Genomic DNA, 26,277 nt, shown 5'->3' on the forward strand with positions numbered 1-26,277 from the left:
CCATGATGACGGATCGTGTCCGGTCAGTCGCTCTCGGCCGCCTCTTTCACGCCCTTGACCAGCATTTCCCACATGCCGCGGGAGTGGTCCGCCTCCTCCTGGCTGCCGTTGTTGTCCTGGCTCAGCGACAGGTGTGTGGTGGTCCCGCGACCGTCCAGCTCGTAGGTGAGCGTGTGGTAGTTCTCCGGCAGATCCTCCTGACCGCCCAGCGGGCTGTAGTGCGTCACCTTGAGCAGCCGGCCGGGGTCGATCTCGACGATTTCGCCTTTGTCCGTGTACTTCTTGCCCTCGTACTCGCCCTGCCAGGTGATCGGACTGCCCTGCTGCCAGTCGGTCCGGACGTCGGCCCCGAACATGAACTTCTTGATCTGGCCGGGGTCCGTCAGCACCTCCCAGACCTTGTCGGGCGACGCGTTGATGTCGGTCTCCGCGGTGGCCACGTAGTCGGCCATGATGTCCAACTCCCATCGTCTGTTCTTCTCCGACCGTACGGCCGGGCGCCGTCTGCGTCTTGTAGAAAGGCGTCACCCCGCAGCCGGATCGTGCAGGAAGTCAGCCGTACGAGCGATGTCCGCGGCCCGGTGCGGCTGGCTACGTTGCCTATCGGTTCCGCCGACGACAGGAGCAGCCGATGCCCAGGAAATCCCGGATCGCCGCCGTCATCGCCCTGCTGGGCGCCGCCCTGGTGGGGCTGCCCACCACGACCAGCGCGGCCCTGCCGCCGATCCCGGTGCAACTGCTCAGCCTGACCGACCTGCACGGCTATCTGTCCGAGACCGAGAAGCTGACCATCGCCGGCCCGTCCGGGACGCTGGCGGTCGGCGGCGCGGGGTATCTGAAGGCGCATCTCGACCGACTTCGGGCCGGGCAGCCGAACAGCTTCCTGATCGGGTCCGGCGACCAGTTCAGCGGCTGGCCGGACTACACCCAGGCGTTCGCGAACGAGCCGACCATCGAGGTGCTGAACGCGTTCGGGATGGACTTCGACGTGGCCGGCAACCACGAGTTCGATCGGGAGTTCCCGTTCCTGCGGCGGATGACGACCGCCTGCTACGGCAAGCCCGGCTTCGACAGTTGCTTCACGGACTCGACCGGACGTCCCTTCCACGGCACCGACTACGAGTACCACGCCGCGAACGTGGTGAACCCGCGGACGAAGCAGCCCGTCCTTCCGCCGTACTGGATCGCGCAGGCGGGGTCGGCCCGGATCGGCGTCATCGGGCTCGGCTTCCCGGGGACGCCGACCGAGACGCTGTCGATCGAGGGGTCGGGCTTCGAGTTCCAGGCCCTGGTGGACGCCGGGAACCGGGCGGCCGCGGAGCTCAAGGCCCAGGGCGTGAACGCGATCGTGGTCAGCATGCACGAGGGCGGCCAGCAGGGCGGGTTGTTCAACGACTGCAAGAACCCGACCGGCCCGATCTTCGACGCCGCCCGGGCGATGTCGCAGGACATCGACGTCATCCTCGGCGGCCACTGGCACACGGCGTTCAACTGCCTGATCCCCGACCCGGACGGCGTACCCCGGCCGGTGCTGGAGGCATCGAACCACGGCCGCCTGCTGGGCGAGGTCAAGCTCTCGCTCGACCCCGCGACCGGCGAGGTGATCCGGTCGGCCACCAGCGCGACCAACCACGCGGTCACCAAGGACATCGCCCCGGACCCGGGTGTCCAGAAGATCGTCAAGTACTGGATGGACAAGTGGACGGCTCGCCAGGCCCAGCCGCTTGCACGGCTCGACCGGGATCTCGACTTCTCCAAGACCGCTGAGAGCCGGGCCGGCAACCTCGTCACCGACCTGTACCTGAAGGAGGCGGCGAGCCACCGCACCGGCGACGCGGACTTCGCGCTGGTGCCGGCGGACATCGGGATCGATGTGATCGCCGCCGGGCTCGAAGCGGGTGAGGTTCTCTTCGGTGAGGCCTGGCCTGTTGCGGGGATCTCGCCGATCACCACGCTTTCTCTGAAGGGTTCGACCGTCGAGGCGATTCTCGAACAGCAGTGGATTCCGCCGGCCTATGGCTGCCGGCGGTTGTCCTCGCTCGCCGTCTCCGGCAACTTCCGCTACACCTACGATCTGGGCGCACCGGTCGGCAACCGGGTGGATCCGGCGAAGGTCTTCGTCAACGGCAGAGCCCTGGAGCTCGACAGGACTTACCGGGTCGCTACTACTGCGGTGATGCCGCTGCACGGTACGCAGTACGGGTATCCGGGCTTCGAGCAGTTCACGGATCTCGTCCGGGCGCCGCGGATGGGTCAGGAGGTCTTCCTCAACCACCTGCGGACGCATCCGTCGATCGAGGCTCCCGCTCTCGGCCGAGTGACCGCGATCCCCGGCACGCCGCCGCCTGTTGATGGGCCGTTCGGGCCGCTCAATCTCCTGCCACAGAAGGAGATGACGGCGACAGCCACGAGTCAGGGCAGCGCCGCCTATGGTCCGGCCGGTGCGCTCGACGGCAACTGCGCGACCATGTGGCACTCCAACTGGAGCCCGCACGCGCCGCTGCCGCAGTACATCACTCTGGATCTGAAGACGACCCGCGCGATCGAGGCTTTGGTCTACACGCCGCGCCAGGACGCCGCAGTACCGAATGGGCGGATCACGAAGTACGACGTCCAGGTGAGCACCGACGGCATCACCTTCCAGTCAGCGGCAACCGGCACCTGGGACGGCACAGTCGACGCCAAGATCGCCCGACTCCCAGCCGGTACTACGGCCCGCTACGTCCGGCTCATCGGCCTCGAAGGCGGCGCGAACTACGCCGCGGCGACGGAGGTCAATATAGCTCTAGCGCCGGGTTCCTGACGGTGCTGCGATAGCTGGTTGGGGACATGCCGAAGCGTTGGCCGAACTGCCGGCTGAAGTAGTGGGGTGACTCGAACCCGACCGCGCGCGCGATCTGCCCGACTGACATGTCGGTTGCCCCGAGCAACTCCGAGGCGCGCTGCAACCGTAGCCCGACGACGACGTTCATGATGGAGTCGCCCACCTGCTCCTTGAAGAGGTGGGCGAGCCTGGACACCGAGACCTGCGCCAGACCGGCCAGTGACGCCAGGGTGTGCGGCCGGGCCGGGTCCGAGGTGACTGCGTCCAGGACGAGTTGCACGCGGGCGTCAAGGTGCTGGGTGTCCCTGCGCAGACTGCTGACGGCGACCAGCAGCACCTCCTCGATGCCGTTCATCGTCAACTGCACCGCCATGCTCTGCTCCAGCAGGTGCAGCTCCGTGTCGCCGGTGGGCGACAACCCGGCGCGCTGCGCATCGCGGTGCAGGCGGGCGAACGCTGTGACCAGCCTGTCGGTCTCGGACGGCCTGGACAGATGCACGTAGGACAGCCCCGGCATCGCGTGCGGCAGCGACCACCAGGCATGCCACTCGCGCCGCGGCTGGAAGTGCGCCCACCAGGTCTCCCAGTACGTGCCGACGGTCCCGTAGTCGTGCTCGGTGCCGGGACTCACCAGGACAAGATCGCCGTGGCGCAGCGTCAGCTTGTCGCCACCAATCTGGAACTGGCCCGTGCCGCCGGCCGTGTAGAGCAGGTACCAGCTGCCCACGCCGTCCGGCCGAACGACCCGGTAGTCACCGCCACTGTGGAAGTGGCCGGTCACCAGCTTGCTCGGCGGCGGGATCTCGCTGTAGAGCTCGATCAGGACCTGAGTAGCAAGATCGTGCTCATAGTTAGCAGGCTCTGTCATGGTGCACCCTTCGCGCAGGTCCCTAGATTACCCACACAGCAGCAAGATCCTGCACCCCCAGCGAATCGAGGATCCCGTGGGTTCCAGCACCGTCGCCGAGCTCGAGTACGACGCCAGCGCCCTGGTTTTCGAACACGGGTGGCAGTCGTGGAGCCCGAGTGGCTGGTATCCCCTCACCACCCAGCCGCCTCGTCCGACCGCCCCCAACCACCGCGTGATGGCCTACCGCCCGGAGATCACGCGGCTCGCCTCCTCCGTCGGGAGCTCTCCCCGCTTCGAGGGCGAAGGTCTGCTCGCGATAGCCACTGGTGGCGAGGTCGTCGTGGTCGGCGCGAAGACTCCCGATGCCGTGCCGTCCATCCGGTGCGACGTGACAACCAACCGGTTGGTTGTTTCCGCCGACGGTGAGGTCGAGGTGACCAGGAGCTCCCCCGCCAATCCGAACCAGGCGCTGGCCGACTGGGCCGACGCCTTCGCGGCCCGCAGTACGGAGCAGAGCGCAGTACGGGTGTTCGGGCCGTCGTGGTGCAGTTGGTACGCGTACTGGGGCAAGGTGACCGAGCGGGACGTGATGGCGGAGGTCCGGCAGTTCGACCAGCACGACCTGAGCGTCGACCTGGTCCTGCTGGACGAGGGCTACCAAGCCGAGATCGGCGACTGGCTGACTCCGCGCGACGACTTCGGCTCGACGGTCCGACTGGCCGCCGACATCCGCTCGGGTGGCCGGCGAGCCGGGATCTGGGTGGCTCCGTTCCTGGTCGGCAGCAAGAGCGAGACGGCCCGGCTGCATCCGGAGTGGCTGGTCCCCGGCATCACCGCCGGCACCAACTGGGGCCAGGAGCAACTAGTACTCGACGTGACCCATCCGGGAGCGGCTCGGCATCTGCAGGACGTGTTCACCGAGCTGTGCCGGCAGGGCTACGACCACTTCAAGCTGGACTTCGTCTACGCGGGAGCGATCGAGGGCCGGCGGCACGAACCGATCGACGGCATCGCCGCCTACCGGCACGGGATGCGCCTGCTCCGCGAGGCGGTCGGGCCGAACCGGATCCTGCACGGCTGCGGCGCCCCGATCCTGCCGAGCCTCGGACTGGTCGACTGCATGCGGGTCTCCCCCGACACCGACCCGCTGGTCGATCCACCCTCGGGCGACATCAGCCAGCCGGGCCAGCGGGGCGCACGGTCCACCTCGGTGGCGCGGGAGTTCCTGCACGGCCGCTGGTGGGCGAACGACCCGGACTGCCTGATCGTGCAACCCGACGTCCAGGATCGCGAGCGGTGGGCCGAGCACGTCGAGAACGCGCCGGGCTTGCGGATGTCGAGCGATCCGATCGGCGCGCTGGACCAGTGGGGACTCGATCGGACCCGGCAACTGCTCACGCCCAGCTCGAACCGGCCGCATCCGCTGAAGGATCCCGATGCTTAGGGCAGCGCCTCGTCCAGCGCGCCGGACTCAAAGACGTCAGCAGACGTTGGCCGGCTACGCCCTGCTCGCTCCCAGCATGGTGGGCGTCCTGGGGTTCCTGCTGGCGCCCGTGCTGATCGTGATCGTGCTGAGCCTCTTCGACTGGAAACTGCTCGCGACGCCCGAGTTCATCGGCCTGGCGAACTACCGCGAACTGTTCGGCGACGCCGACGTCTGGCACTCCTTCCTCGTCACCGGGTACTACGTACTGATCTGCGTGCCCGGGACAACCATCCTGTCGTTGCTCCTGGCCCTGCTGGTGAACCGCAAGCTGCGCGGGATGAAGTACTTCCGGGCTCTGCTGGTGATCCCGTGGATGGCCACGCCGGTCGCCCTTGGACTCGTGTGGGCGTGGATCTTCGACCCCGGCCGCGGCGCGATCAACCAGTTCCTCGGGATCTTCGGCATCGACGGGCCGGCCTGGCTGTCCTCGTCGCTGCTGGCGATGCCGAGTGTCGCCGCTGTTCACATCTGGCAGTTCGCCGGCTACAACATGCTCTTCTTCCTCGCCGGGCTACAGAACATCCCGGCCTCCCTGCGGGAAGCGTCCTCGCTGGACGGCGCCTCACCGGTCGCGCACTTCTTCAGCATCACGTTCCCGCTGCTGCGGCCGACGTTGCTGTTCGTGCTGATCACCAACGTGATCGGCTCCTTCCAGGCCTTCGACACGATCTTCGTGATGACCGAGGGTGGCCCCGGCGACAGCACCGAGGTGGCCACCTACCTGATCTACGACGAGGCGTTCCGCAAGTTCGACTTCGGCTACGCCTCGACCATCTCGGTGCTCCTGTTCGTGGTGATCCTGATCGCCACGATCTCCCAGTTCGCCTACTTCGAACGTCGCACGACGTACGACTTCTCCTGAGCGGTGGTGACGATGACGAGATCCCGGCTGTTCGCGTACGGCGTACTGGTGATCGGCTGCGTGTTCGCGATCTTCCCGTACCTGCTGACCGTGCTGACCGCGTTCAAGGGCCCTGGGCAACTGTCCGGGACACTGCCGTGGGAGCCGGGCCTGCCGCCGAGTGGTGCCGCCTTCGACCGGCTGTTCGCGTCGGGCTTCGGTGGCTACCTGGCGAACACCGTGTTGGTCACCGTGGGGATCACGGCCGGCCAGTTGTTGTTCGCAGTACTGGCCGCCTATGCCTTCGCCCGGTTGTCCTTCCCGGGCCGGGACGCCTTGTTCTGGGTGTATTTGTCGACACTGATGGTGCCGCCGGTGGTCACCATGATCCCGCTGTACCTGATGATGCAGAAAGCCGGCCTGGTCGACACCTGGGCCGGGCTGATGCTGCCGACGATGCTCGGTACGCCGTACGCGATCTTCCTGCTGCGGCAGTTCTTCCGGACCATTCCGGCCGATCTCGAGGACGCCGCCCGGATCGACGGAGCCGGCCGGGTCCGGACCCTGCTGCTGATCGTGCTGCCGTTGTCGAAGCCGATCCTGGTCACCGTCACCACCCTTGCCGTGGTCGCCAACTGGAACAGCTTCCTGTGGCCGCTCATCATCACCAGCAGCGAGGACAAGCGGCTGCTGTCGGTCGGGATCGCCTTGTTCAAGGGCGAGATCGGCGTCGACTACAACGCCGTGATGGCCGGCAGCCTGATCGCGCTGGCGCCGCTGCTCGTGCTGTTCATCTTCTTCCAGCGCTTCATCGTCCGCTCGGTCGCCGTCACCGGGCTCAAGTAGGAGGTTCTCATGTCCACTCCCCTGTCCCGGCGGACTTTGTTGCTGGGTACCGCAGGGCTGCTCGGCGGCCTGACCGCCTGCGGCTCCTCCACCGACACTCCCAGCAGCAACGGCGGAAAGGTGGAACTCGTCTACCGGCTCTGGGACGAGCAGCAGGAGGTCGGCTACAAGGCGGTCTTCGCCGCTTTCACAGCCGAGAACCCCGACATCACCGTCCGGATGGAGGTGCTGCCGTGGGACCAGTACTGGACCAAGCTGACCACCGAACTGGCCGGCGGCAAGGCGCCGGACGTCTTCTGGCTGACCGTCGAGAACTTCCCGGACCTGGCCGACAAGGGTGTACTCGCGCCGCTCGACGACCTGATCGCCAAGGCCGGGCTCAAGCTCGACTCCTACCACCCGAACGTCGTCCAGTCGTACAAGTTCGAGGACAAGCAACTCGGCATGCCGAAGGACCTGGGCGTCGTCGGGCTGCTCTACAACAAGGCTCTGGTTGCCAAGGCCGGGATCACGATGCCGGAGAAGCTGACCTGGGCGCCGGACGGCTCGGGGTCCTTCCTGGAGGTCGCCCGCAAGCTGACCGTCGGCACCAAGCAGTGGGGGTTCTGCTCCTGGAACCACAGCCAGACCCAGTGGCTGAACTGGATCGCCTCGAACGGCGGCCAGGCGATGGACAAGCCGTACGGCACCTTCGACTTCGCCGGGCAGAAGTCGGTCGAGGCGCTGCAGTTCGCCCACGACCTGGTCTTCAAGTGGCGGGTCTCTCCCGACGGCACCCGGACCAACCCGCCGACCGGGCAGGCGACGGAGATGTTCTACCGCGGCGAGGTGGCGATGTTCCCGGCCAACAACGCGTTGCTGCCGTTCGCGCTGCCGGAGGTGAAGTTCCCGATCGGGGTGACCGCGATGCCCGCCGGTCCGGTCGATCGCACCGTGGTGATCAACGGCCTGGCCGAGGTGATGTTCGCCAAGACCAAGCACCCCGACGAGGCCGGGAAGCTGATCGCGTTCCTGGGCTCGGAGAAGGCGCAGAAGCTGATGGGCGACGCGGGCTACATCATTCCCGCGCTGAACGACGCCGGCGCGGGCTACGCGGCGTACTGGAAGAAGAAGGGCATCGACGTCCAGCCGTTCCTCGACTCGGCCGCCGGCAGCACGGTGAACATGCCGATCGCGACCGGCTGGACCGCGAAGGTGGCCGAGATCAACAAGGCCGTGAACGCGCTGTACCTGGACAAGGCGGACGTCGCCGGCATCGCCGCGACGATGGACAAGATCGGAAACGACAAATGAAGGAACTGACCCCGTCGTCCGTGCTCGACGACATCGGGGTACTGCGAACCCGGCTCGCCGAGGACGGCTATCTCTTCTTCCGCGGCCTGCTGCCGTCCGAGGTGGTCGACGACGTGCGCTCGCAGATCGCGCAGATCCTCTACGACAGCAACTGGCTCGCTCCTGGCTCCAGCGCCGACGAACTGATCGCCTCCGAGCGGGCGGTCGAGGAGGGATCACCGGGCTTCTTCGGTGCCTACACAGCGATCCAGAGCACCGAGGCGTTCCACCAGTTGGCCGTGCGGCCGGAGTTGCTGGACCTGACCTCGCGACTGCTCGGGGAGGATGCGTTCGCGCACCCGGCCCACATCTGCCGGATCGCGCCGCCCTCGCCCGGCGCCAACCCGACGCCGATCCACCAGGATTACCGGTTCATCCAGGGCTGCATCGACACGCTGACCACCTGGCTCCCGTTGAGCGAGGCGCCGCCTCAGATCGGGGGACTCCGGGTGTTCTCGGGATCGCCTCGGCTCGGAGTACTGCCGGTGAAGGCGTCGGACGGGCCGGGGATGTCCCGAGCCGAGGCAGATGAGAACGACCCGGAATGGCGGACGACGTCGTACCAGCCTGGCGACGTGCTGCTGTTCGGCAGCCTGACGGTGCATGGAGCGATGCCGAACCGGACCCGGCAATTGCGAGTGTCGGCGGACTTCCGGTATCAGGCGGTGAGTGCGCCGATGGCGCGGGACGCGCTGGGGACGGGCAAACCGCACTACCACCCGGAGGTGCCGGACTTCCCGACCCTCACTCGCGGCTGGACCTCGACGGCCAGTGTCGAGATCCCGGCCGGAGTGGAGTTCGTCGACCGCTTCGATCCGCGGCTGGACGAGGTGCCCACGCCCAACTCGCGCTTCTTCTGACGCTGTGCTGTCTACGCAAGCAGCACGAATTCGCCGCGGGGTGGACACACACCCCAGGAGCTCGTCAGATGCGTGAGCTTGGTAAGCCTCGGACGCTGCTGCAGTTGATTCGCATCCGCGAGCCCAGCTACGAGGGGTGTCGTCCGTGAGCTGGAGAAGTTCGTCCGCCAGCACTGCATCGACGCCACAGTCGGTGCTCGCCATCTCCAGCGTCTCGCCCGACGTGAGCGGACCACCGCGTCAGGAGGCTTTCCGCGCTAGCTGGTAGGCGACGTCTGCTTGCGGAGTTCTTTCGCCGGCCGTTCGCGGACTGGTATTCCAGGCGGATTCGTTCTCCGTAGCCGAGGTACGGTGGTGCCCCCTCAGGCCCAGCCCTCCTGGGCCAGCCGGATGCCGAGCTGTAGCCGGTTGTGGACCCCATAGATCTGCATGATGCCCCGGACCCGTCGCTGCACCGTCCGCTCGGCGAGGTCGAGCTGGCGACCGATCGCCTTGTCGGTCAGCCCCGTGACCAGAAGTCTCACCACGTCCTGATCCAGCGGGTCCAGGCGATGCGGGGTCTGGAGCGTGCCCGGACTCAGACCCGGGGTGAGCGGGGTGGCTTGACGCCACAGCGCCTCGAACAGCATGTGCAATGAGTCCAGCAGCGACGAGGGGTGGATGACGGCGGCCGCGGAGATGGCCTCAGGGGCGGTCTCCAACGGGACCATCGCGATCCGGCGGTCGCCCATCACCATCTTCAGCGGCAGTCCGGGGATCACCCGCGCGACCTCCCCGTCGGCGACCAGCGCACGGATCGCCTCGTACTTGCCCGCGATCTCCAGCGCCGAGCGGTCGTAGAGGCAGCGATAGCTGGTCACTGCGTCGGTCAGCAGTTGGCTCTCCAGCGGGTTTCCCAACTGCTCGGTCGCGTAGGGCGGGGTGTCGATGATCAGAACCTCCTCGGTGGAGGTGCGCTGGATCTGTTCGGAGCGTTGCAGCGTCGCGCTCCGGCCCACCACGATCTCGATGAGCTCCGCGGGCACAGTGGCGCGCCCTGCCCGCCTCCACCGCTCGGTCAGCTCACCGGCGAAGGCACGGGCCTTCGCGATCTCCTGTTCGCGAACCCGGGCCAGGTTGTCCAGCGCCACGTCGGGGGCGATGGCCGCGTGCCGAGTCGGGCACCCGGTCAGGGTTGTGACAAGCCCTTTGGCCTCCAGCGAGGCGAGGACGGTGGTGGCGGAGACGCTGGAGCCAGGGCGCCAATCCTCACTCATCTCACCGGCGGTGGCGGCGGTCCGGTCGACCAGCAGCAGGTACAAGGAGCATTCGTCCGGTGTCAGGCCCAGCGATGCGAGATTCACTTGCTCCAACCCTCCTTTGACGTGTTCCTGCCAGTGGCGTGAATACGACCATGCGGATGCTAGCGAACGGTCTTCCGGCACTGCGATCCTCCAAGTCACCATGGCCGCCGCCTGCCACAAGGGAGATGTGAATGCGCCGATCGGCGAAAGCACTCGCTGTCACTGCTGCCGCTTGCGCGGGGATGGTGCTGATCACGCCGCCGCCGGCACTCGCGCAGGATCCGGTGACACCAGCCACGTCCACCACCCTGCCGGGCACGGTCACCCTGGGCACCGTCACCCTGGTGACCGGCGACCGGGTGGAGGTCGCCCGGGCGCAGGACGGTGCGTACCTCGCGACGTTGCTTCCCGGCGAGGACGGGACCCGGAGCAACGTCAAGGTGGTGGAGCGCGACGACGACGTGTACGTCATCCCACTGGAGGCCCAGCCGTACATCGCGGCAGGCTCTTTGGATCAAGAACTTTTCAACGTGATCAGCCTGCTCGACAGCGGGTCGAAGGACCGGGCGATACCGCTGATAGTGGAGTACGCGGATGATCCCACGGCCCGCGGCCTGGCGACCCGTCCGGCCCCGGCGCACAGCACCCGGACGGCAGCCCTGGAGAGCATCGACGCACTGGCGGTCGAGGTGGCCCCTGCGGCCGCGGAGAAGTTCTGGACCGGCCTGAACACCACGCTGCACGACGCTCTGGTCGCGCGCGGTCCGGCCAGGGGCATCAAGACGGTCTGGCTCGACCCGGTCCTCGAAGCCGACCTCGACGAGAGCGTCTCGCAGATCGGGGCGCCGACCGCCTGGCGCGCAGGCTTCGACGGCACCGGCACGACCGTGGCTGTACTCGACACGGGCTACGACCCGACGCATCCCGACCTGGCCGGCCAGGTCGCTGTGTCGGCCGACTTCACCGGCACAAACGTCATCGACGGCCATGGACACGGCACCCACGTGGCCACCACGGTGGCCGGGACCGGTGCCGCTTCGGCTGCCAAGTACGTCGGGGCGGCGCCCGGCGTCGACCTGCTGGTCGGCAAGGTGATGACCGATCAGGGCTCGGGCATGGGCTCGTGGCTGATCGAGGGGATGGAATGGGCAGTGGCCCAGGGCGCCGACGTCGTGAACATGAGCCTGTCCACCGAGGTCTCCGACGGCACCGACCCCTTGAGCCAGGCCGTCAACGAGTTGAGCGCCTCCTCTGACACTCTGTTCGTGGCAACCGCAGGCAACACCGGCCCCGACCAGTTGACTGCGCGCGCCCCGGGCAACGCCGACGCTGCATTGTCGGTGGCGGCCGTGAACAAGTCAGACGCTCTGGCGGCGTTCTCCAGCCGCGGTCCCCGGTACGGCGACTACGCGATCAAGCCGGACCTCGCCGGACCCGGTGTCGACATCGTCGCAGGCCGCGCCAAGGGCACCACGCTGGGCACTCCGGTCGGGGATCGGTACGTCGCCGTGTCCGGTACGTCGATGGCCGCCCCGCACGTCGCCGGCGCCGCCGCGATCCTCAAGCAGCGCCATCCCGACTGGCCGAACGAGCAACTCAAGGCCGCGTTGATGGGCTCGTCCACGGACATCGCCGACACGAGCGTGTACGACGTGGGCGCCGGCCGCGTGGACGTCGCCAGGGCCGTCGCCCAGCCGGTGACGGCAAACCCGGGCTCGGTCAGCTTCGGCAAGTACTCGTGGTCCGCGGAGACCCGAGCCACCGCCACCAAGACGATCACCTACCGCAACTCCAGCACTCAGGCTCGGAGCCTGAGGCTGGCCGTCGAAGCCGCCACCACTACCGGGAAGGCAGCCCCGGAGGGGATGTTCACCCTCGACACCACCGCGGTGACCGTGCCAGCCGGCGGAAGCACCGAGGTGCGGCTCACTCTCGACCCCAACCTGGGCGACACCGCGCTGTACGACGGTCGGGTCCTGGCCGCTGCCGCGGACGGCAGCCTGGTGCACACGAGCATCGGCGTCTTCAAGGAACCGAAGATGGTCGAGGTGGTTGTCGAGGGCATCACCCAGGACGGTTCGGCTGTAGGCGGTGGCAGCTCGGTCGACCTGTGGAACCTGGACACTGACCTGTGGGTGTCCGGGATCTTCGGCCGTAAGGGCGGTCCGGGTCCGGCGGTCCTCTCCGTCCCGGTCGGGACTTACAGCCTGACGAGCTTCCTCTGGACGCTGGACGACGCCGGCGTGTTCGGCCGGGAGGTCGCGATGGTCAGCAAGCCGGAGATCGAGCTGACCGAGGACACCCGCATCCTGCTCGACGCACGCACGGGACAACTGCTCAACCCGATCACCCCGCATCCCACGGAGGCACGGCAGATCACCCTCGGCTACCACCGCACGTCCGAGGATCACAGCTTCGACATGCACTACCTGCTCGACAGGTACGTGGACGCGGCGTACGCCACGGAGACGAAGCCGGTCACTCGTGGGGAGTTCGAGCTCTCCACGCACTGGGAGCTCTACGCGCCCGAGTTCACCCTGCAGCTGGATGGTTCGCGGACCACCCTGGCCGCGGAGTACAGCATCGGCTCACCGCGGATCGACGGGCGGAGGTCTTATCCGCTGGCCGACGCGGGGCGAGGGACACCCGAGGAGGTCGCAGGCCGTGACCTGACCGGCCGGCTGGCGCTCATCGAGCACTCCGACGACCTCGCCGTCGGCGACCAGATCCGAACCGTCAGCAACGCCGGCGCGGTGGCGGCAATCGTCTACTACGATCGGCCCGGCTTCCTGCTGAGCCGTGTCCCGGCCGACTCACCCATCCCGTCCTTCACCGTCGAGCAGTCAGTCGGCCAGGAACTGTTGGCCACGGCTCGAACGGCTAGCAACAGACTCCAGGTCGCCGGAATCCCTGACAGCCCGTACGTCTACGACCTGTTCCCGTACCTGACCGGGCATGTGCCGGCGACGATCGATCGGACGGTTGAGCACCAAGAACTGGCTCGGACAAAGGCGAGCTATTACGGCTCAGGGTCGAAGCAGCGAGGCGGGGAGATCCTCTTTCCGCGTCGTCCCTACGACAGCTTCGTACTCCGCCAGGCACAGGAGCTCGCGGTGCCGTCCGCGCGCACCGAGTGGGTCACGCCGGGCGAGGTCGTGTGGCAACCACTGACCTGGCCCACGACCGCCCAAGTCGGAGGACTTGTCGGGTCGCCGCGTTCCTACGCCCCCGGAGACAAGCGCAGCGAAGACTGGTTCCGTCCGGTCGTCAGGCCGGGAGTCCCAGCAGTCGGAGACGCGGATGACGCGCGATGGGGTATCCCCGGTTTCCGTAAGGACGACCAGTTCACCGTTCAGGTCCGCAACCTCCTGGACAGCGCCGAGCACTTCTCGGAGCGGAGCGGCAGCAGTGAAGCCAGGCTCTACCGGAACGGCGAGTTCGTGGCCAAGCGAGGCAGCCTGGAGGGTACCTGGCCTGCGTCGGCGGAGTCGGCCGCATACAGACTCGAGCTCGACGTGCGGCAGTCCGAGCCGTGGTGGCAGCACTCCACCAGAAGTCACACGGTGTGGGGCTTTACCTCCAGCCGACCCGCAGCGGGCCAGCAGGAGTTCCTGGACCTGCTGCAGATCGACTATGACGTGAAGACAGACCTGAACGGATACGCCGCAGCAGGCAGGCCTACCGAGGTCGGACTGCGGATCTACCAGCAGACCCACCCCGACGAACTCATTGGAGTGAGCCCGCAGTTGTGGGCCTCCTACGACGAGGGCGAGACCTGGCGGCAGGTCACTGAACCGCGGCGGTCCGGTGACGGGTCGTTCATCGCGACCGTCGCACACCCTCGAGGTGCCGAGACCGTAAGTCTGCGGGTGAAGGCCGCCGGCCCCGATGGTGCCTCCATCGACCAGACCGTGGTCCGGGCGTTCGGAATCCAGGGTGGGTGAACACTCCCGGTTGTGACCGACGACCTAAGACCTACACCTCGGCCCTCCACCCCTCAGGTAGGAATGCAAGCTTTCTTCTGCCAGGACCCAGCCCTCGGGCTCGGTCCTGGCAGAAGAACCTAGCCCTCGGGGTCGGTGAGGCGGGGGAAGAGGGAGTCGCCCTTGACCAGGACTGAGCCGGGTGGGAGCTGGGCCCAGGTGCCGGCGTCCTGGATGCGCTGGTCCGCGAGGTGGCCGAGCTTGGCCTCGGCGCCGAGCAGGGTCCACAGCTTGGCGGCGGTCTTCGGCATGGTCGGGTTGTGCAGGACCGCGACCGCTCGCAGTACCTCGGCCGAGGTGTAGAGGATGGTCGCCAGGCGGGCCTTCTGGGACTCGTCCTTGGCCACCTTCCACGGCTCCTGCTCGGAGACGTAGCCGTTGACGGCGCCGACCAGGTCATTGATCGCGGCCAGCGCGTCGTGGAACGCGAGGGTGTCGATCGCCTTGTCGGCCGTGCCGACGGTCTCGGCCAGCTTGTCGGCCAGCACCTGCTCGGCCGGGCCGTGGTCGGTCGGCTCCGGCAACTCGCCGTCGAAGTACTTGTTGACCATCGCGGCGATCCGGCTGGCCAGGTTGCCCAGGCCGTTCGCGAGCTCGGAGTTGTAGACCGCGCTCAGGTGCTCCCAGGAGAACGAGCCGTCCGAGCCGAACTGGATCGTGCGGAGGAAGTAGTACCGGAAGGCGTCGGAGCCGAAGTGGTCGGTGATCTCGTTCGGCGCGATCGCGGTCAGCTTCGACTTGCTCATCTTCTCGCCGCCGACCAGCAGCCAGCCGTGCGCGAAGACCTGCTTCGGTACCGCGACCTCGGCCGCCATCAGCATGGCCGGCCAGATCACCGCGTGGAAGCGGAGGATGTCCTTGCCGACCAGGTGCACGTCGACCGGCCAGAGCTGCTCGAACCGCTCCGGGTCGGTGCCGTAGCCCGCGGCGGTCACGTAGTTCAGCAGCGCGTCGATCCACACGTACAGGACGTGGTCCTCGTCCCACGGGACGCCGATGCCCCAGTCGAAGGTGGACCGGGTGATCGAGAGGTCCTGCAGGCCCTGCTTGACGAAGGAGATCACCTCGTTGCGCGCGCTCGACGGCGCGACGAAGTCCGGCTGCGACTCGTACAGCTCGATCAGCTTGTCGGCGTACGCGGAGAGCCGGAAGAAGTAGTTCGTCTCCGAGACCGTCTCCAGCTCGGTGCCGTGGATCATGCACCGCTGGGTGCCGTCCTCGTCGGTCCGGATGTCCGCCGGGAGCTTGAACTCCTCGCAGCCGACGCAGTACAGGCCCTCGTACTCGCCCTTGTAGACGTCGCCCTTGTCGTAGAGCTTCTGCCAGAAGTCCCGGACCCGCTCGGTGTGCCGCTTCTCGGTGGTCCGGATGAAGTCGTCGTAGTCGATGTCGACGTCGACCCAGGCCGGCTTCCAGGACTCCTCGACCAGCTTGTCGGTCCACTCCTGCGGGGACATGCCCTGCGCCTGAGCGCTGCGCATCACCTTCTCGCCGTGCTCGTCGGTACCCGTCAGGTACCACTTGCGCTCGCCGCGCTGGGCGTGCCAACGGGTCAGGACGTCCCCGGCCACCGTCGTGTAGGCGCTGCCGATGTGCGGCGGAGCCGTGACGTAGTAGATCGGGGTGGTGACGTAAAAGGCCTTCTCGGACATAGGAAAAGGGTAGTGCTCCGGGCCAGCCGTCTTGACCAGGGTCTCAGGCTGCTACTTCGCGGCCCCTCGGGCGGCCAGGACGGCGTCGTACACGGTGCGTTTGGGGACGCCGAAACGCTTGGCGACGTCGGAGATGGCCTGCTTGCGGGGCGTGCCCGCTTCTTCGTCGGCTGCCACCTCCGCGGCGAGCTCCTCCGGGCCGAGCTCGCGGGCGGACGGGTCGGCGCCGCTGACGACGACCGTGATCTCGCCGCGGACCCCCTCGGCGGCCCACTCGGCCAGCTCGGCGGCGCCACCTCGCTTGACCTCTTCATAGGTCTTGGTCAGCTCGCGGCACACCGCAGTACGGCGGTCCGGGCCGAAGGCGTCGGCCATGTCCTTCAGCGACGCGGCCAGCCGGTGCGGCGCCTCGAAGAAGATCATCGTCCGCTGCTCCTTGGCGAGCTCGGCGAACCGCTTGGACCGCTCCCCCGACTTCCGTGGCAGGAACCCCTCGAACGTGAACCGATCCACCGGCAGCCCGCTCAACGCCAGCGCAGTCAGTACTGCGGACGGCCCCGGCACCGCGGTGACGTCCACCCCCGCCTCGATCGCCGCGGCCACCAGCCGGTACCCCGGGTCGGACACGCTCGGCATCCCCGCGTCCGTCACCACCACCACGGTCTGCCCCTCGACCAGCGCCGCCACCAACTCGTCCGTCCGCTGCCGCTCGTTCCCCTCGAAGAAGCTGGTCACCCGCCCTTTCACGGTGATCCCCAGCTCCGAAGTCAGCCTCCGCAACCGCCGCGTATCCTCCGCGGCCACCACATCAGCCTCCCCCAACACCCGCCCCAACCGCGGCGACGCATCCATGAAGTCCCCAATAGGAGTCCCCGCCAACACCAATCGCCCGGTCACGGCAGCAGCACGAAGGCGGACGTGTGCCGGGGACGAACAACACTGAAATCGCGCCGGTCCAGCGTGGCGATCTCCCGCGCCCCCAGCTCCTCCGCGACCGCCACCACAGAAGCGTCAACCAGTCCGAGTGGCAGGTCCGCGTACTTCTCCATCAGCTCGCCGATCCGCTCCAGCGCGAGATCACACTCAACGACCGTGAAGTCTCCGGCCGCAAGCGACCGGACGAAGTCGACCTCGACCTTCGGCCCTGCCTCACGCTGGATCAGGTAGCACGCCTCCGGAATGACAAAGCTGGGGACGACCAGCCGCTCACCGCTGAGATGTGCGGAGGTGAACAGGTCGACGCAGGCTCGATGATCTTCATCCGCGTAGAGGACAGCCGCGACCAAAGGTCCGGTATCGACAACGATCACGGACGCCGGCCGAGCTCGTCACGCAAAATCTCTTCGCTCCGCCTCGCGAGGTCGGGGCTGCTCCCGGCTACGGCGCCGAACCATGACGGTGGCCATGGACGGTGCTCGGCCGCACTACGCCGGCGCACCTCCAGGCGGTGCCGCAAGATCGCGCGCATGTCCGTCACCAGCTCCGCGGCAGCATCATCCGGGAGCTGATCGATCATCGCGTGCAGCTCTTCTCGTGGCGTACTCATGACACAGAGTCTAGAAGGTCTGACCGACCTTTTCCGGTTATCCACAATCCAGGCCGATCGACGCGCGGAGTGGAGCCGGAGAGCGGTGGTACCGGGGGCTCCGTACGATGGCCAGCGTGACTGCCGTGATCGAGGACGACACCGCGAAGCCGGGTGAGGCTGTTGACGGGGGTGCCGTAGAGCGCGAGACGCTCGGGCGGGACGTCTTGGGAAGGCGGTTGCCGCCGCTGAAGGAGCGGCTGTATCCGCCGATGCCGCGGGACTTCGAGGGCGGCTGGATCGCCACCCTGACGATCACCGCGCTGGCCGCGATCCTGCGGTTCTGGAACCTCGGCAACCCGGTGAAGTTCGTCTTCGACGAGACGTACTACGCCAAGGACGCGTTCTCGCTGCTGAAGTTCGGCTACGCCCGGCAGTTCATCGACAAGCCCGAGGGGATCGCGGACAAGCAGATCCTGCAGGGCAACCTGGACGTCTTCAAGGACACCCCGAGCCTGACCGTGCACCCCGAGGTCGGCAAGTGGATGATCGCCGCCGGTGAGCAGCTGTTCGGGATGAACTCCTTCGGCTGGCGGTTCATGCCGGCCCTGTTCGGCACCCTGACCGTGCTGCTGGTCATCCGCACGGTCCGCCGGATGACCCGCTCCACGCTGATCGGCTGCGTCGCCGGCCTGCTGCTCGCCGTCGACGGCCTGCACTTCGTGATGTCCCGGGTCGCCCTGCTCGACATCTTCCTCGCGTTCTGGATCGTCGCCGCCGTCTCCTGCCTGGTCGCCGACCGCGACTGGACCCGCCGCCGGCACGCCGACTCCCTCGCGGGCCGCGACGACCGCGGCAAGATCGGCCGCTGGCTGCTGATCCGCCCCTGGCGCATCCTGGCCGGCATCTGCTTCGGCCTCGCCCTGGGCACCAAGTGGTCCGCGGTCTGGGTGATCGCCGGCTTCGGCATCCTCGTCTTCGCCTGGGACTTCGGCGCCCGCCGCGCCCTCGGCGCCAAGCACGCCTTCGTCAAGTCCGCCTTCGTCGACGGCCTGCCGGCGTTCATCAGCATCGTGCTCGTCGCGATCGTCACCTACACCGCGACCTGGACCGGCTGGCTGCTGCACGACAACGCCTACGCCCACGACTACGCCTCGAAGAACCCGGCGCACGGCGTGATGAAGGTGGTCCCCGACGACTTCCGCTCGCTGATCCACTACCACCAGGAAGTCCTCTCGTTCCACACCGGCGACTACATCAAGAACGCCACCCACCCGTACTCGTCACATCCCGCCGGCTGGCCGATCATCGCCCGCCCGATCGGCTTCGACGCGGTCAACGACATCAAGCCCGGTACGTCGAACTGCACCGCTCCCACAGGCACGAACTGCCTCTCGGTGATCTCGGCCCTCGGTACTCCGCTGCTGTGGTGGGCCGGCGCGCTCGCCCTGATCGCCGCGCTGGTGTTCTGGGTAGGCCAGCGGGACTGGCGCTTCGGCGTACCGATCGTGGGTTACCTGACCTGCTGGTTGCCGTGGTTCGCGTTCGACGACAGACCGATCTTCTTCTTCTACGCCGTCACGATGGTCCCGTTCACGGTGATCGCGCTGGCACTGGTCCTCGGCAAGGTCCTCGGCCCGGCCCGGGTCGCCCTCCAGGCCGCCACGCCCCGGCGGCTGGTCGGCAGTGCCGTCGTCGGTGCGTTCGTCGTCCTGGTGGTGCTGAACTTCGCCTACATCTGGCCGATCCTCACCGACAGAGTTCTGCCCCACCCGGACTGGCTGAGCCGAATGTGGTTCAAGTCCTGGATCTGACCTCAGACCCCGCGAGCCGGGTGGGTTCGTTCGCCGTGGCGGTCCCTCAGTGGCCGAGGCTCCCGTGGCCCTTGTGCTTCCTGCGCCCGTGGCGCTTCGAACTGGTCTGGCCACCGACACCGCCGAAGAGGGCGAGGCCCTTGACGACGACGGTCGGGGCGTTCGGGTCGGGGTCCGAGCCGCCGCGGGCGCCGAAGCCACCGAAGATGCCGACGCCTTCGCTGCGGACGTTGACCGAGTCCGGCACGGTGAGGTCGATCCCGCCGAAGATCGCGAAGGCCCAGATCGTCACCTCGCGCCCTTCGAAGACCGCGTCCGTCATGTCCAGGTCGTAGCCACCGAACACACAGATGGCGTTCGTCCGCCGCTTCACCTGCCACCGGCCGGTACGCTCGCCACCACCGAAGATGCCAACCACCGTGTCAAAACTGTCCGCTGGGTTGGCCGGCTCCTCGATCGGCACCGGGCTCTTCGACGGCGCCGCCGCAGCAGCAGCCGGCTGGAACGGCCGACCCGGCACGGCCAGATCCTGAGTGATCGGCTCGAGCTCCCCGAGCGTCCGCGCCTGCAGCGTCTGCTCCAACCGCTCCGCATGCTCATCCTGCGTCAGCCGCCCCGCCATCAACGCATCCCGCAGCACCTCGACGACCTGATCCCGATCAGTGTCGGAGGCGCGCAGATGCGCATGCGGATTCGAGCGGTCCGGCAGGTTGTCCATAACCGGCAACTCTAGCCCTCCAAAGTGCCGTGGATCCCCAGGGTTTCTCCCCGCTTTCCCCTGGGGATCTACCGGCTCAGCGCGAGGGGCGGAGCAGTTGGGTTGGGCGGAAGGTGGTGAACGCGGGTGGGCGGGTGGCGTCGCCGCCGGCGGTGAAGTCGAAGACCTTGTGCCAGGTTTCGTCGAAGGCCTCCGCGGTTGTGTTCAGGCGGCGCGGGTCGGTTGACGGCCAGCGGCCGGTGTCGATCCGGGTGAGCAGGGTCTGCAGTGCGACGAGTTCTTCCGCGACGCTGAAGGCGCAGTGTGTTGCTCGGCCGACGAAGAGTTGGCGCAGGCGGTCGGAGTCGCCGTGTTGCCGGACCTGGCCGGCGTACCAGCGTTCGTGGTCCGCGACGGCGAGGTCAACGGTGTTGTGCAGGGTCACCACCGGCGAAGGCGTAGTACCGCGCGGGACCGCGTGGCGCTGCATCCACCGCTTGGCCGAAGGATCAGGGCTGATCCGGGGAGCCGCCGCGAGCTGGGCCAGGTCGTGGTCGAGGTCAAGACCCGCCTCCCGGTACGCCGTACGCACGAAGTCCTCCTGGTCCGACTTGGCCAACTGGCGGCGGTAGTCCACGCCGACGTTGTACGACGGGTTGCCACCCGCGTGCTCGGCGACATCCGCCTGGCCGACGGCGCCGAACACCGCCAAGGTGCCGAACTGGTGGATCTGGGTGAGGGCGCGGATCTGGTCCTCGACCGAGACCGGCTTCGGGTCGTGGGCCGAGTTCCAGCCGGTCACGTTGCCGAACGCGCTGGCCAGGGCGATCCGGGCTCGCCCGAGCGGTGATTCCACGGCTTCGGCGAGCACGGCCTGGAGTTGCTCGACGCTCTTCGCCGGGTCCTCCGCGTTGACCAGGTCGATGTCCTGCCCGGGCGCGAGCAGGGTCTTCAGGGCGAAGTTGATGTCCAGCGACATGTTCAGCTGGCCGTACAGGTCGATCGGCGTGCACATCGCGAGGACGCCGTCGATCCGCCGCGGGTACTTCTCGGCCAGCAGCAGCGAGATCGAACCACCACCCGACGAGCCCGTCGCGATCGTCCGGCGCGGCTTCCCGACGTGGTCCTCGAACCAGTCCAGTACGCCGAGCTGATCCTCGACCGCCTCCTTCACCACGAAGCCGGTGCGGCCCTTGAAGTCGGAAGCGGCCAGCGCGTACCCCTGCTCGAGCAGCCAGTCCTGGGTGTCGTCGCGATTGCCGTGGCCGGGCGGGAAGTCCGGCATGCCCTCCGGGTAGTACGGATGGCTGAAGATCAGCAACGTGCCGTTCCAGCGTTCGGGCGTCTCGACCTTGAACTCGGCGCCGTCGATCACGCCGGTGTAGGTCTGGCGGCCGGGCTGCGGCCGGGTCGCGCTGCTCGGCCCGGCGGTAGCCGCCAGGGCCGTCGTCGTCAGCGCTGCGGCGAGGAGGGCCGCGAGTACTCGTCTCATCATCGTCTCCTTGGGTCCGATGGGGTTCCAGTGGGGTCCTTCACCCACTGGTCGGAGCGCGAGACACCGCCGGGACACCTTTTCGCGAGAAGATTCAGCCGGGGCTGTCCCCGCCGTGGACGCGGCTCCGACTACTGGATGAACGGCGCCCGGACGGAGCGCCTGAACCGGAGGAGCGCGAGATGAGATTCATCATGCTGGCCTACACGAACGCCCAGACCTGGGTCGAGGGCACCTGGGACCCCGAGGAGTTCCAGAAGGCCTGTGACTTCTACGAGCAGCTCGGCAAGGAGCTCACCGAGAGCGGAGAGTTCGTCGCCACAGCTGGTCTCGGCGACCCGTCGCTGACCCGGACGATCCGCCGTACCGCCGCCGGCACGGTCGCCGCGGACGGCCCGTACGCCGAGGTGAAGGAGGTGCTGGCCAGCTACGGCATCGTCGACGTGGTCAGCGCCGACCGGGCGTACGAGATCGCCCAGCAGATCGTCGACGCGGTCGGTGACATCGTCGAGGTGCGTCCGTTGATGGACGGTTCGGCGGAGTCCTGACCGTGAGTGGCGGCTTCGAGCACCTGCTGCGGGAACTCACGCCGCAGGTGCTCGGCGCCCTCGTCCGCCGGTACGGCCACTTCGACGCGTGCGAGGACGCAGTCCAGGAGGCGCTGCTCGCCGCGTCTCAGCAGTGGCCGCGCGACGGGATGCCGGATCAGCCGCGGGCCTGGCTGATCACCGTCGCCTCCCGTCGGCTCACCGACGAGTTGCGCAGCGAGGAAGCCCGGCGGCGGCGCGAGAACAACCAGGCTCTCGAGATCCCGTTGGTTGCCCCGGGCGCCGATTCCACCGGGCCACGGGACGCCGACGACACGCTTCTGCTCTTGTTCTTGTGCTGCCACCCGTCGCTCACCCCGGCCGCGCAGATCGCCCTCACCTTGCGGGCCGTCGGAGGTCTCACGACGGACGAGATCGCCCGGGCCTTGCTGGTGCCCGAGGAGACGATGAAGAAGCGGATCACCCGCGCCAAGCAGGGCATTCGCAGTTCGGGGATCCCGTTCCGCCCGCCGCCGCCCGCGGAACTCCCCGCGCGGCTGGCCGCAGTACTGCAGGTGCTGTATCTGATCTTCAACGAGGGCTACACGAGCACGGACCGGGTGGATCTGGCCGAGGAGGCGATCCGGCTGGCCCGGCTCACCTACCGCCTGCTGCCCGCGAACGGCGAGGTCGCCGGCCTCCTCGCCCTGATGCTCCTCACCCACGCCCGCAGAGCAGCCCGTACTACGCCCGCCGGCGACCTCATCCGCCTGGACGAACAGGACCGTGCCCTGTGGGACGCGAACGCGATCGCCGAAGGAACAGCCCTGGTGACCGACGCAATGACCCGTACTGCGCTGGGCCCGTACCAACTGCAGGCCGCAATCGCCGCTCTCCACGACGAGGCGGCACAAGCCGAAGACACGGACTGGACCCAGATCCTCGCCCTCTACGACCTGCTGATCCGCTTCGACGACAGCCCGGTGGCGCTGCTGAACCGCGCGGTGGCCGTCGCGATGGTCCAAGGCCCGCGGACCGGTCTGGCGCTGATCAACGAGGTCGCGCAGGATCCTCGCCTGGCCAACCACCATCGAGTCGACGTCGCCCGGGCCCATCTGCTGGAACTGGCGGGCGAACTCCCCGAGGCACTCGAGGCCTACCTCGCCGCGGCCCGGCGTACCACGAGCCTCCCGGAGCAGCGCTACCTTAACGCCCGCGCCGCACGACTCAGGCGGTAAAGCGAAGCGCCCCGGCCAAGTTCTGACCGGAGCGCATCGGAGTGTTACTGGGTCAGCTGACCGTCACGATCTTGTAGGGCGTGATGGCCTGGGCGTGATCCGCGTCGGCAGTGAACAGGACGCGGTACGCGAAGCTGCCGCGGGTGGCCGGCTTGATGCCGAACGCGTACGCACCCGAGGCGCTCAGCTTGACCGAGGCGATGGTCCGCCAGGTCTTGGCCGAGTAGTACTGCAGGTAGACGGGCTTGCCGTAGTGCGCCGGAGCGACGTACCCGGAGAACTTCGTCACCTGCCCCAGCCGGATCGCCGTCGGCGCCAGCGTCGCCGTGATGGCCGGCGCGACCGCGACGTTGATATCAGCGGTGCGCGTTCCCATCAGGTCCGCGTTGCCCACGAACACCATCGTGAACACCGACGACGTGGTCGGCTTGTACGCGTAGTTGACCGTACCGGTCGAGCTCGTCTTCAAGGAGGCGATCAGCTTCAGCGCGGACACGTTCTTGGCCCGCCCGTACAGCTGGACCGGCAGGCCGGCGTACGCCTTGTTGTCGATCCGCAGCACGCTGCCCCTCAGCGTGATCGTGCCGCCGTAGGTGATCGCCGTCGAGGTCGTGCTGATGCCCGACTTGACGCCGCTCACCGCCTTCGCCGAGATCGGGCTCACCTTGCCGCTACGGTCCTTCACCCAGCCGGCGTACGTGTAAGTCGTCGCCGCGGCCAGCCCGGTCACCTTGACGGCGGCCGACCCGGTGCCCGCGTAGACGAGCGTCCCGGTGGTGAGCGACGGCGCCCTGCCCCCGACGTTCTGCCGGATGATCACCTGATCGAGATCCGGCGTCGCCGGAACCGTCCAGGACACGTAAGCGGCCCGGTACGCACCGCTCGCGGTGAACGTCGTCAACTTCTGCGGCGCGAGATCGGCGGTCCTGAAGACGCTGGTGAAGGGGTTGATCACCAGGCTGCTGGCGTCGTGGATCCCATAGACGTCGATCTTGTACGGCGTGTTGTCCAGCAGCGGTGCGGCCGGAGTGATCACCGCCCGGTCGGGGTCGGCGGCGAAGGTGACGGTGCTCGGGATCAAGGCACCGGTCCTGCCGTGGAACAGCTTGACGGTGGTGCTGTCGACGGTCGAGCCGAGGACGGGCCGGGAGAAGGTCACTGTCGGCTTGACCGCCACGGCCGCGGTGGTCGACAGAGTCGCCGGCTCCACGTCACGGACCGGGTACCCGGAACCGGGCATCGTGCCGCCATTGCCTGCCTCGGTGACGCTGAGTTGGTACTGCCGTGCGTCCCGCGAACCGTTGGCGTTGCGCACCGAGATGTACGTCGTACCGGCGGTCGCGCTGACGTTCGTGGTCGCGACGAGTTGCTCCGAGAGCGGGATGCCGGTGTCCGGGTCGACATTCTCCGGGAACGACTTCTCGGCCGTGCCCAGCCAGCGCAGGTCCTGCTTGTAGACGTCGACCGCGGGCCCGACGTTGGTCGAGTGGTTGACGACGTCGAACGTGGGGCCGGTGACCGAGACCTGCAGCTTGCGGTCCGCGGCCGACTCGATGGCGTACCAGTCGACGTCGCCCTCGGTGTCGATTGTTCCCGAGGCCGAGCCGGTGATCTTGATCGCGCGGGCCGGCTGGTAGTTGCCGTCGGCGACACCACCCGGGAAGTCCGGAGCGAAGCGACCGCCGAGAGCGGCGTACGCGTCGAGGATGCCGGCGCCGTAGTACGGGTCAGTGCCGCGCGGACCGGCGTCACGCGACAGCACCTTGAGGCGCTGTGCCACCTGGGCGGAGGTGAAGGTCGGCCACTTGTTCTTCACCAGCGCGGCGACACCGGCGACGATCGGCGCCGAGCACGAGGTGCCGGTGCAGAACCGGTACGGCTCGTAGCCGGGCTCGGTCAGCGCGCGTGGTCCTGTGGTGAGGATGTCCCAGCCCGGCGCGGCGATGTCGACCCAGTCACCGAAGGTGCTGAAGTCGGTCAGGGCGCCGGTGGGGTTGGTCGCCCCGACCGCGATGACCTCGGGGAAGGCAGCGGGGTACTGCGGAACCCCGTTGCCGTCGTTGCCGGCCGCGGCCACGACGACCACGCCCTTGTCGTAGGCCCGCTTCACGGCATCCGCCAGGACGCCGTCGAAGCCGGGGCCACCGAGCGACAGGTTGATCACCTTGGCGCCGTGCGCGACGGCCCAGTCGATGCCCTCGGCGATGTCGGCGTCCCAGCCGGATCCGTCGGAGGCGAGCACCTTGACCGGCATCGCCTTGGTGGTCCAGCCGACACCGGCGACACCGACGCCGTTGTTGGCGTTCGCGGCGATGATACCGAGCGTCATGGTGCCGTGACCGTGGTCGTCGATCGGCCCGCGGTTCGGCGAGGTGGCGTTGTACCCGGGAACGAGGCGCCCGACCAGGTCGGGGTGTCCTGCGTCCACACCGGTGTCCAGGACGGCGACGATCTGGTTGCCGGTGGTCTTGGACACGTCCCACGCCTGCGGCACGCGGGCCGTCGTCAGGGAGGTCTTCTGGTAGCTGTTGTAGTACGGATCGTTCGGCACCGCCGAGACCCAGCGCTTGTAGTTCAGCGAGGCCAGCTCGACGGTCGGGTCGGCCTGGACCTTCTTGAGCAACTCCGGAGCGGAGGCCTCGCCCTTGAGCTTGACGATGTTCGACGCCACCGAGTCCTCGGTGGTGGTCCGGAACTTGGACACCGCCGACTTCCGGGCCGACGAGGTCGCGTTCTTCTTGAACTTCACCAGGACCGAGTTCGGCTCGAACTCGGCGGACTTCTTCGCGGTGAAGGCTGGACGGTGGAACTTCGGGTCGGCCGCGGAACCGGATGAACCGGTGAGCGTGACCAGGGTTGCGGCGATCAGGGCGGCGGGGACACCCAGGCGCAGCAAGTGGGCAGGACGGAAGAACACAGGACCCCCCCAAGGGTCTCAGAAAGTGACAGTGGCGGTACTGGCAGACGCCCGGAGTATGCCAGACGGCCGAGCCGGTACCAGACCGATCTCAGCCCGACCCCCTGTCA

General features: G+C 67.9%; 20 protein-coding genes. 10 read left to right on the forward strand and 10 right to left on the reverse strand.

Going from position 1 to position 26,277, the window contains the following annotated elements; genetic code table 11:
- Positions 1-23: 23 nt before the first annotated feature.
- On the reverse strand, positions 24-452 hold the full coding sequence (locus ABD255_RS41825) for an SRPBCC domain-containing protein (protein ID WP_344222417.1): 429 nt from the start codon (positions 450-452) through the stop codon (positions 24-26).
- Positions 453-631: 179 nt separating this feature from the next.
- Here ABD255_RS41825 and ABD255_RS41830 point away from each other — a divergent pair, with 179 nt between their 5' ends.
- Positions 632-2,803, forward strand: a complete 2,172-nt coding sequence (locus ABD255_RS41830) for a discoidin domain-containing protein (protein ID WP_344222418.1) — start codon at positions 632-634, stop codon at positions 2,801-2,803.
- On the opposite strand, the gene ABD255_RS41835 is transcribed toward ABD255_RS41830, so the two are convergent.
- A complete protein-coding gene (locus tag ABD255_RS41835) occupies positions 2,775-3,692 on the reverse strand; it encodes a helix-turn-helix domain-containing protein (RefSeq protein ID WP_344222419.1) in 918 nt (305 codons plus the stop codon). The two genes, ABD255_RS41830 and ABD255_RS41835, sit on opposite strands and share 29 nt — an antisense overlap.
- A gap of 76 nt (positions 3,693-3,768) precedes the next feature.
- Here ABD255_RS41835 and ABD255_RS41840 point away from each other — a divergent pair, with 76 nt between their 5' ends.
- The 5 genes from ABD255_RS41840 to ABD255_RS41860 all read left to right on the forward strand — a co-directional run bounded on the left by ABD255_RS41840 (position 3,769) and on the right by ABD255_RS41860 (position 9,039).
- Positions 3,769-5,118 (forward strand): glycoside hydrolase family 36 protein, encoded by a 1,350-nt coding sequence (locus tag ABD255_RS41840; RefSeq protein WP_344222420.1) that lies wholly within the window; start codon positions 3,769-3,771, stop codon positions 5,116-5,118.
- 76 nt (positions 5,119-5,194) lie between these two features.
- The gene (locus tag ABD255_RS41845) at positions 5,195-6,022 is read left to right on the forward strand and encodes a carbohydrate ABC transporter permease (RefSeq protein WP_344222421.1); all 828 of its coding nucleotides are present in this window, start codon (positions 5,195-5,197) and stop codon (positions 6,020-6,022) included.
- Positions 6,023-6,034: 12 nt separating this feature from the next.
- Entirely contained in the window at positions 6,035-6,847 is an 813-nt protein-coding gene (locus ABD255_RS41850) for a carbohydrate ABC transporter permease (protein WP_344222422.1), read from the forward strand.
- A 9-nt stretch (positions 6,848-6,856) separates the two neighbouring features.
- On the forward strand, positions 6,857-8,140 hold the full coding sequence (locus ABD255_RS41855) for an ABC transporter substrate-binding protein (RefSeq protein WP_344222423.1): 1,284 nt from the start codon (positions 6,857-6,859) through the stop codon (positions 8,138-8,140).
- Entirely contained in the window at positions 8,137-9,039 is a 903-nt protein-coding gene (locus ABD255_RS41860) for a phytanoyl-CoA dioxygenase family protein (RefSeq protein ID WP_344222424.1), read from the forward strand. The genes ABD255_RS41855 and ABD255_RS41860 overlap by 4 nt, the downstream gene beginning before the upstream one ends.
- Positions 9,040-9,401: 362 nt before the next feature.
- On the opposite strand, the gene ABD255_RS41865 is transcribed toward ABD255_RS41860, so the two are convergent.
- Positions 9,402-10,382, reverse strand: coding sequence for a helix-turn-helix transcriptional regulator (locus ABD255_RS41865; protein ID WP_344222425.1), 981 nt, complete (start codon positions 10,380-10,382; stop codon positions 9,402-9,404).
- 131 nt (positions 10,383-10,513) lie between these two features.
- Between ABD255_RS41865 and ABD255_RS41870 the strand changes: the two genes are divergently transcribed.
- Positions 10,514-14,266, forward strand: coding sequence for a S8 family serine peptidase (locus ABD255_RS41870; protein WP_344222426.1), 3,753 nt, complete (start codon positions 10,514-10,516; stop codon positions 14,264-14,266).
- 119 nt (positions 14,267-14,385) lie between these two features.
- On the opposite strand, the gene metG is transcribed toward ABD255_RS41870, so the two are convergent.
- From metG to ABD255_RS41890, 4 genes are read right to left on the reverse strand one after another with little or no spacing between them, the layout of a single operon-like run.
- Entirely contained in the window at positions 14,386-15,957 is a 1,572-nt protein-coding gene (gene metG / locus ABD255_RS41875; RefSeq protein WP_344222427.1) for a methionine--tRNA ligase, read from the reverse strand.
- 51 nt (positions 15,958-16,008) lie between these two features.
- Positions 16,009-16,854 carry a 16S rRNA (cytidine(1402)-2'-O)-methyltransferase gene (gene rsmI / locus ABD255_RS41880; protein ID WP_425554648.1) on the reverse strand — a complete coding sequence of 282 codons (846 nt, stop codon included), beginning with the start codon at positions 16,852-16,854 and terminating at the stop codon, positions 16,009-16,011.
- Positions 16,851-17,267, reverse strand: coding sequence for a type II toxin-antitoxin system VapC family toxin (locus tag ABD255_RS41885; RefSeq protein WP_344222428.1), 417 nt, complete (start codon positions 17,265-17,267; stop codon positions 16,851-16,853). Before ABD255_RS41885 ends, rsmI begins: the two co-directional genes overlap by 4 nt.
- Positions 17,264-17,503, reverse strand: a complete 240-nt coding sequence (locus tag ABD255_RS41890) for a hypothetical protein (protein ID WP_344222429.1) — start codon at positions 17,501-17,503, stop codon at positions 17,264-17,266. Before ABD255_RS41890 ends, ABD255_RS41885 begins: the two co-directional genes overlap by 4 nt.
- 107 nt (positions 17,504-17,610) lie before the next feature.
- Between ABD255_RS41890 and ABD255_RS41895 the strand changes: the two genes are divergently transcribed.
- The gene (locus ABD255_RS41895) at positions 17,611-19,296 is read left to right on the forward strand and encodes a dolichyl-phosphate-mannose--protein mannosyltransferase (protein ID WP_344222430.1); all 1,686 of its coding nucleotides are present in this window, start codon (positions 17,611-17,613) and stop codon (positions 19,294-19,296) included.
- A 46-nt stretch (positions 19,297-19,342) separates the two neighbouring features.
- On the opposite strand, the gene ABD255_RS41900 is transcribed toward ABD255_RS41895, so the two are convergent.
- Positions 19,343-20,014, reverse strand: coding sequence for a DUF1707 SHOCT-like domain-containing protein (locus ABD255_RS41900; RefSeq protein WP_344222432.1), 672 nt, complete (start codon positions 20,012-20,014; stop codon positions 19,343-19,345).
- A gap of 76 nt (positions 20,015-20,090) precedes the next feature.
- Positions 20,091-21,485 (reverse strand): DUF6351 family protein, encoded by a 1,395-nt coding sequence (locus ABD255_RS41905; RefSeq protein WP_344222433.1) that lies wholly within the window; start codon positions 21,483-21,485, stop codon positions 20,091-20,093.
- A 182-nt stretch (positions 21,486-21,667) separates the two neighbouring features.
- On the opposite strand from ABD255_RS41905, the gene ABD255_RS41910 reads away from it, so the two are divergent.
- Both ABD255_RS41910 and ABD255_RS41915 read left to right on the forward strand, forming a co-directional pair.
- Positions 21,668-22,033 (forward strand): YciI family protein, encoded by a 366-nt coding sequence (locus ABD255_RS41910; RefSeq protein ID WP_344222434.1) that lies wholly within the window; start codon positions 21,668-21,670, stop codon positions 22,031-22,033.
- A gap of 2 nt (positions 22,034-22,035) precedes the next feature.
- Positions 22,036-23,250: an RNA polymerase sigma factor gene (locus ABD255_RS41915; RefSeq protein WP_344222435.1), complete on the forward strand. Its 1,215-nt coding sequence runs from the start codon at positions 22,036-22,038 to the stop codon at positions 23,248-23,250.
- A gap of 52 nt (positions 23,251-23,302) precedes the next feature.
- On the opposite strand, the gene ABD255_RS41920 is transcribed toward ABD255_RS41915, so the two are convergent.
- Positions 23,303-26,146, reverse strand: coding sequence for a S8 family serine peptidase (locus tag ABD255_RS41920; RefSeq protein WP_344222436.1), 2,844 nt, complete (start codon positions 26,144-26,146; stop codon positions 23,303-23,305).
- Positions 26,147-26,277 lie beyond the last annotated feature (131 nt).

This window comes from Kribbella sancticallisti (assembly GCF_039530625.1).
In the GTDB taxonomy this organism is placed as follows: Bacteria; Actinomycetota; Actinomycetes; order Propionibacteriales; family Kribbellaceae; genus Kribbella; species Kribbella sancticallisti.

Coding starts and splice junctions, on each gene's coding strand:
- ABD255_RS41825 (WP_344222417.1), bottom strand. CDS start 452: ATGGCCGACTACGTGGCCACCGCGGAGACCGACATCAACGCGTCGCCC.
- ABD255_RS41830 (WP_344222418.1), top strand. CDS start 632: ATGCCCAGGAAATCCCGGATCGCCGCCGTCATCGCCCTGCTGGGCGCC.
- ABD255_RS41835 (WP_344222419.1), bottom strand. CDS start 3,692: ATGACAGAGCCTGCTAACTATGAGCACGATCTTGCTACTCAGGTCCTG.
- ABD255_RS41845 (WP_344222421.1), top strand. CDS start 5,195: ATGGTGGGCGTCCTGGGGTTCCTGCTGGCGCCCGTGCTGATCGTGATC.
- ABD255_RS41850 (WP_344222422.1), top strand. CDS start 6,035: ATGACGAGATCCCGGCTGTTCGCGTACGGCGTACTGGTGATCGGCTGC.
- ABD255_RS41855 (WP_344222423.1), top strand. CDS start 6,857: ATGTCCACTCCCCTGTCCCGGCGGACTTTGTTGCTGGGTACCGCAGGG.
- ABD255_RS41860 (WP_344222424.1), top strand. CDS start 8,137: ATGAAGGAACTGACCCCGTCGTCCGTGCTCGACGACATCGGGGTACTG.
- ABD255_RS41870 (WP_344222426.1), top strand. CDS start 10,514: ATGCGCCGATCGGCGAAAGCACTCGCTGTCACTGCTGCCGCTTGCGCG.
- metG (WP_344222427.1), bottom strand. CDS start 15,957: ATGTCCGAGAAGGCCTTTTACGTCACCACCCCGATCTACTACGTCACG.
- ABD255_RS41890 (WP_344222429.1), bottom strand. CDS start 17,503: ATGAGTACGCCACGAGAAGAGCTGCACGCGATGATCGATCAGCTCCCG.
- ABD255_RS41895 (WP_344222430.1), top strand. CDS start 17,611: ATGGCCAGCGTGACTGCCGTGATCGAGGACGACACCGCGAAGCCGGGT.
- ABD255_RS41900 (WP_344222432.1), bottom strand. CDS start 20,014: ATGGACAACCTGCCGGACCGCTCGAATCCGCATGCGCATCTGCGCGCC.
- ABD255_RS41905 (WP_344222433.1), bottom strand. CDS start 21,485: ATGAGACGAGTACTCGCGGCCCTCCTCGCCGCAGCGCTGACGACGACG.
- ABD255_RS41910 (WP_344222434.1), top strand. CDS start 21,668: ATGAGATTCATCATGCTGGCCTACACGAACGCCCAGACCTGGGTCGAG.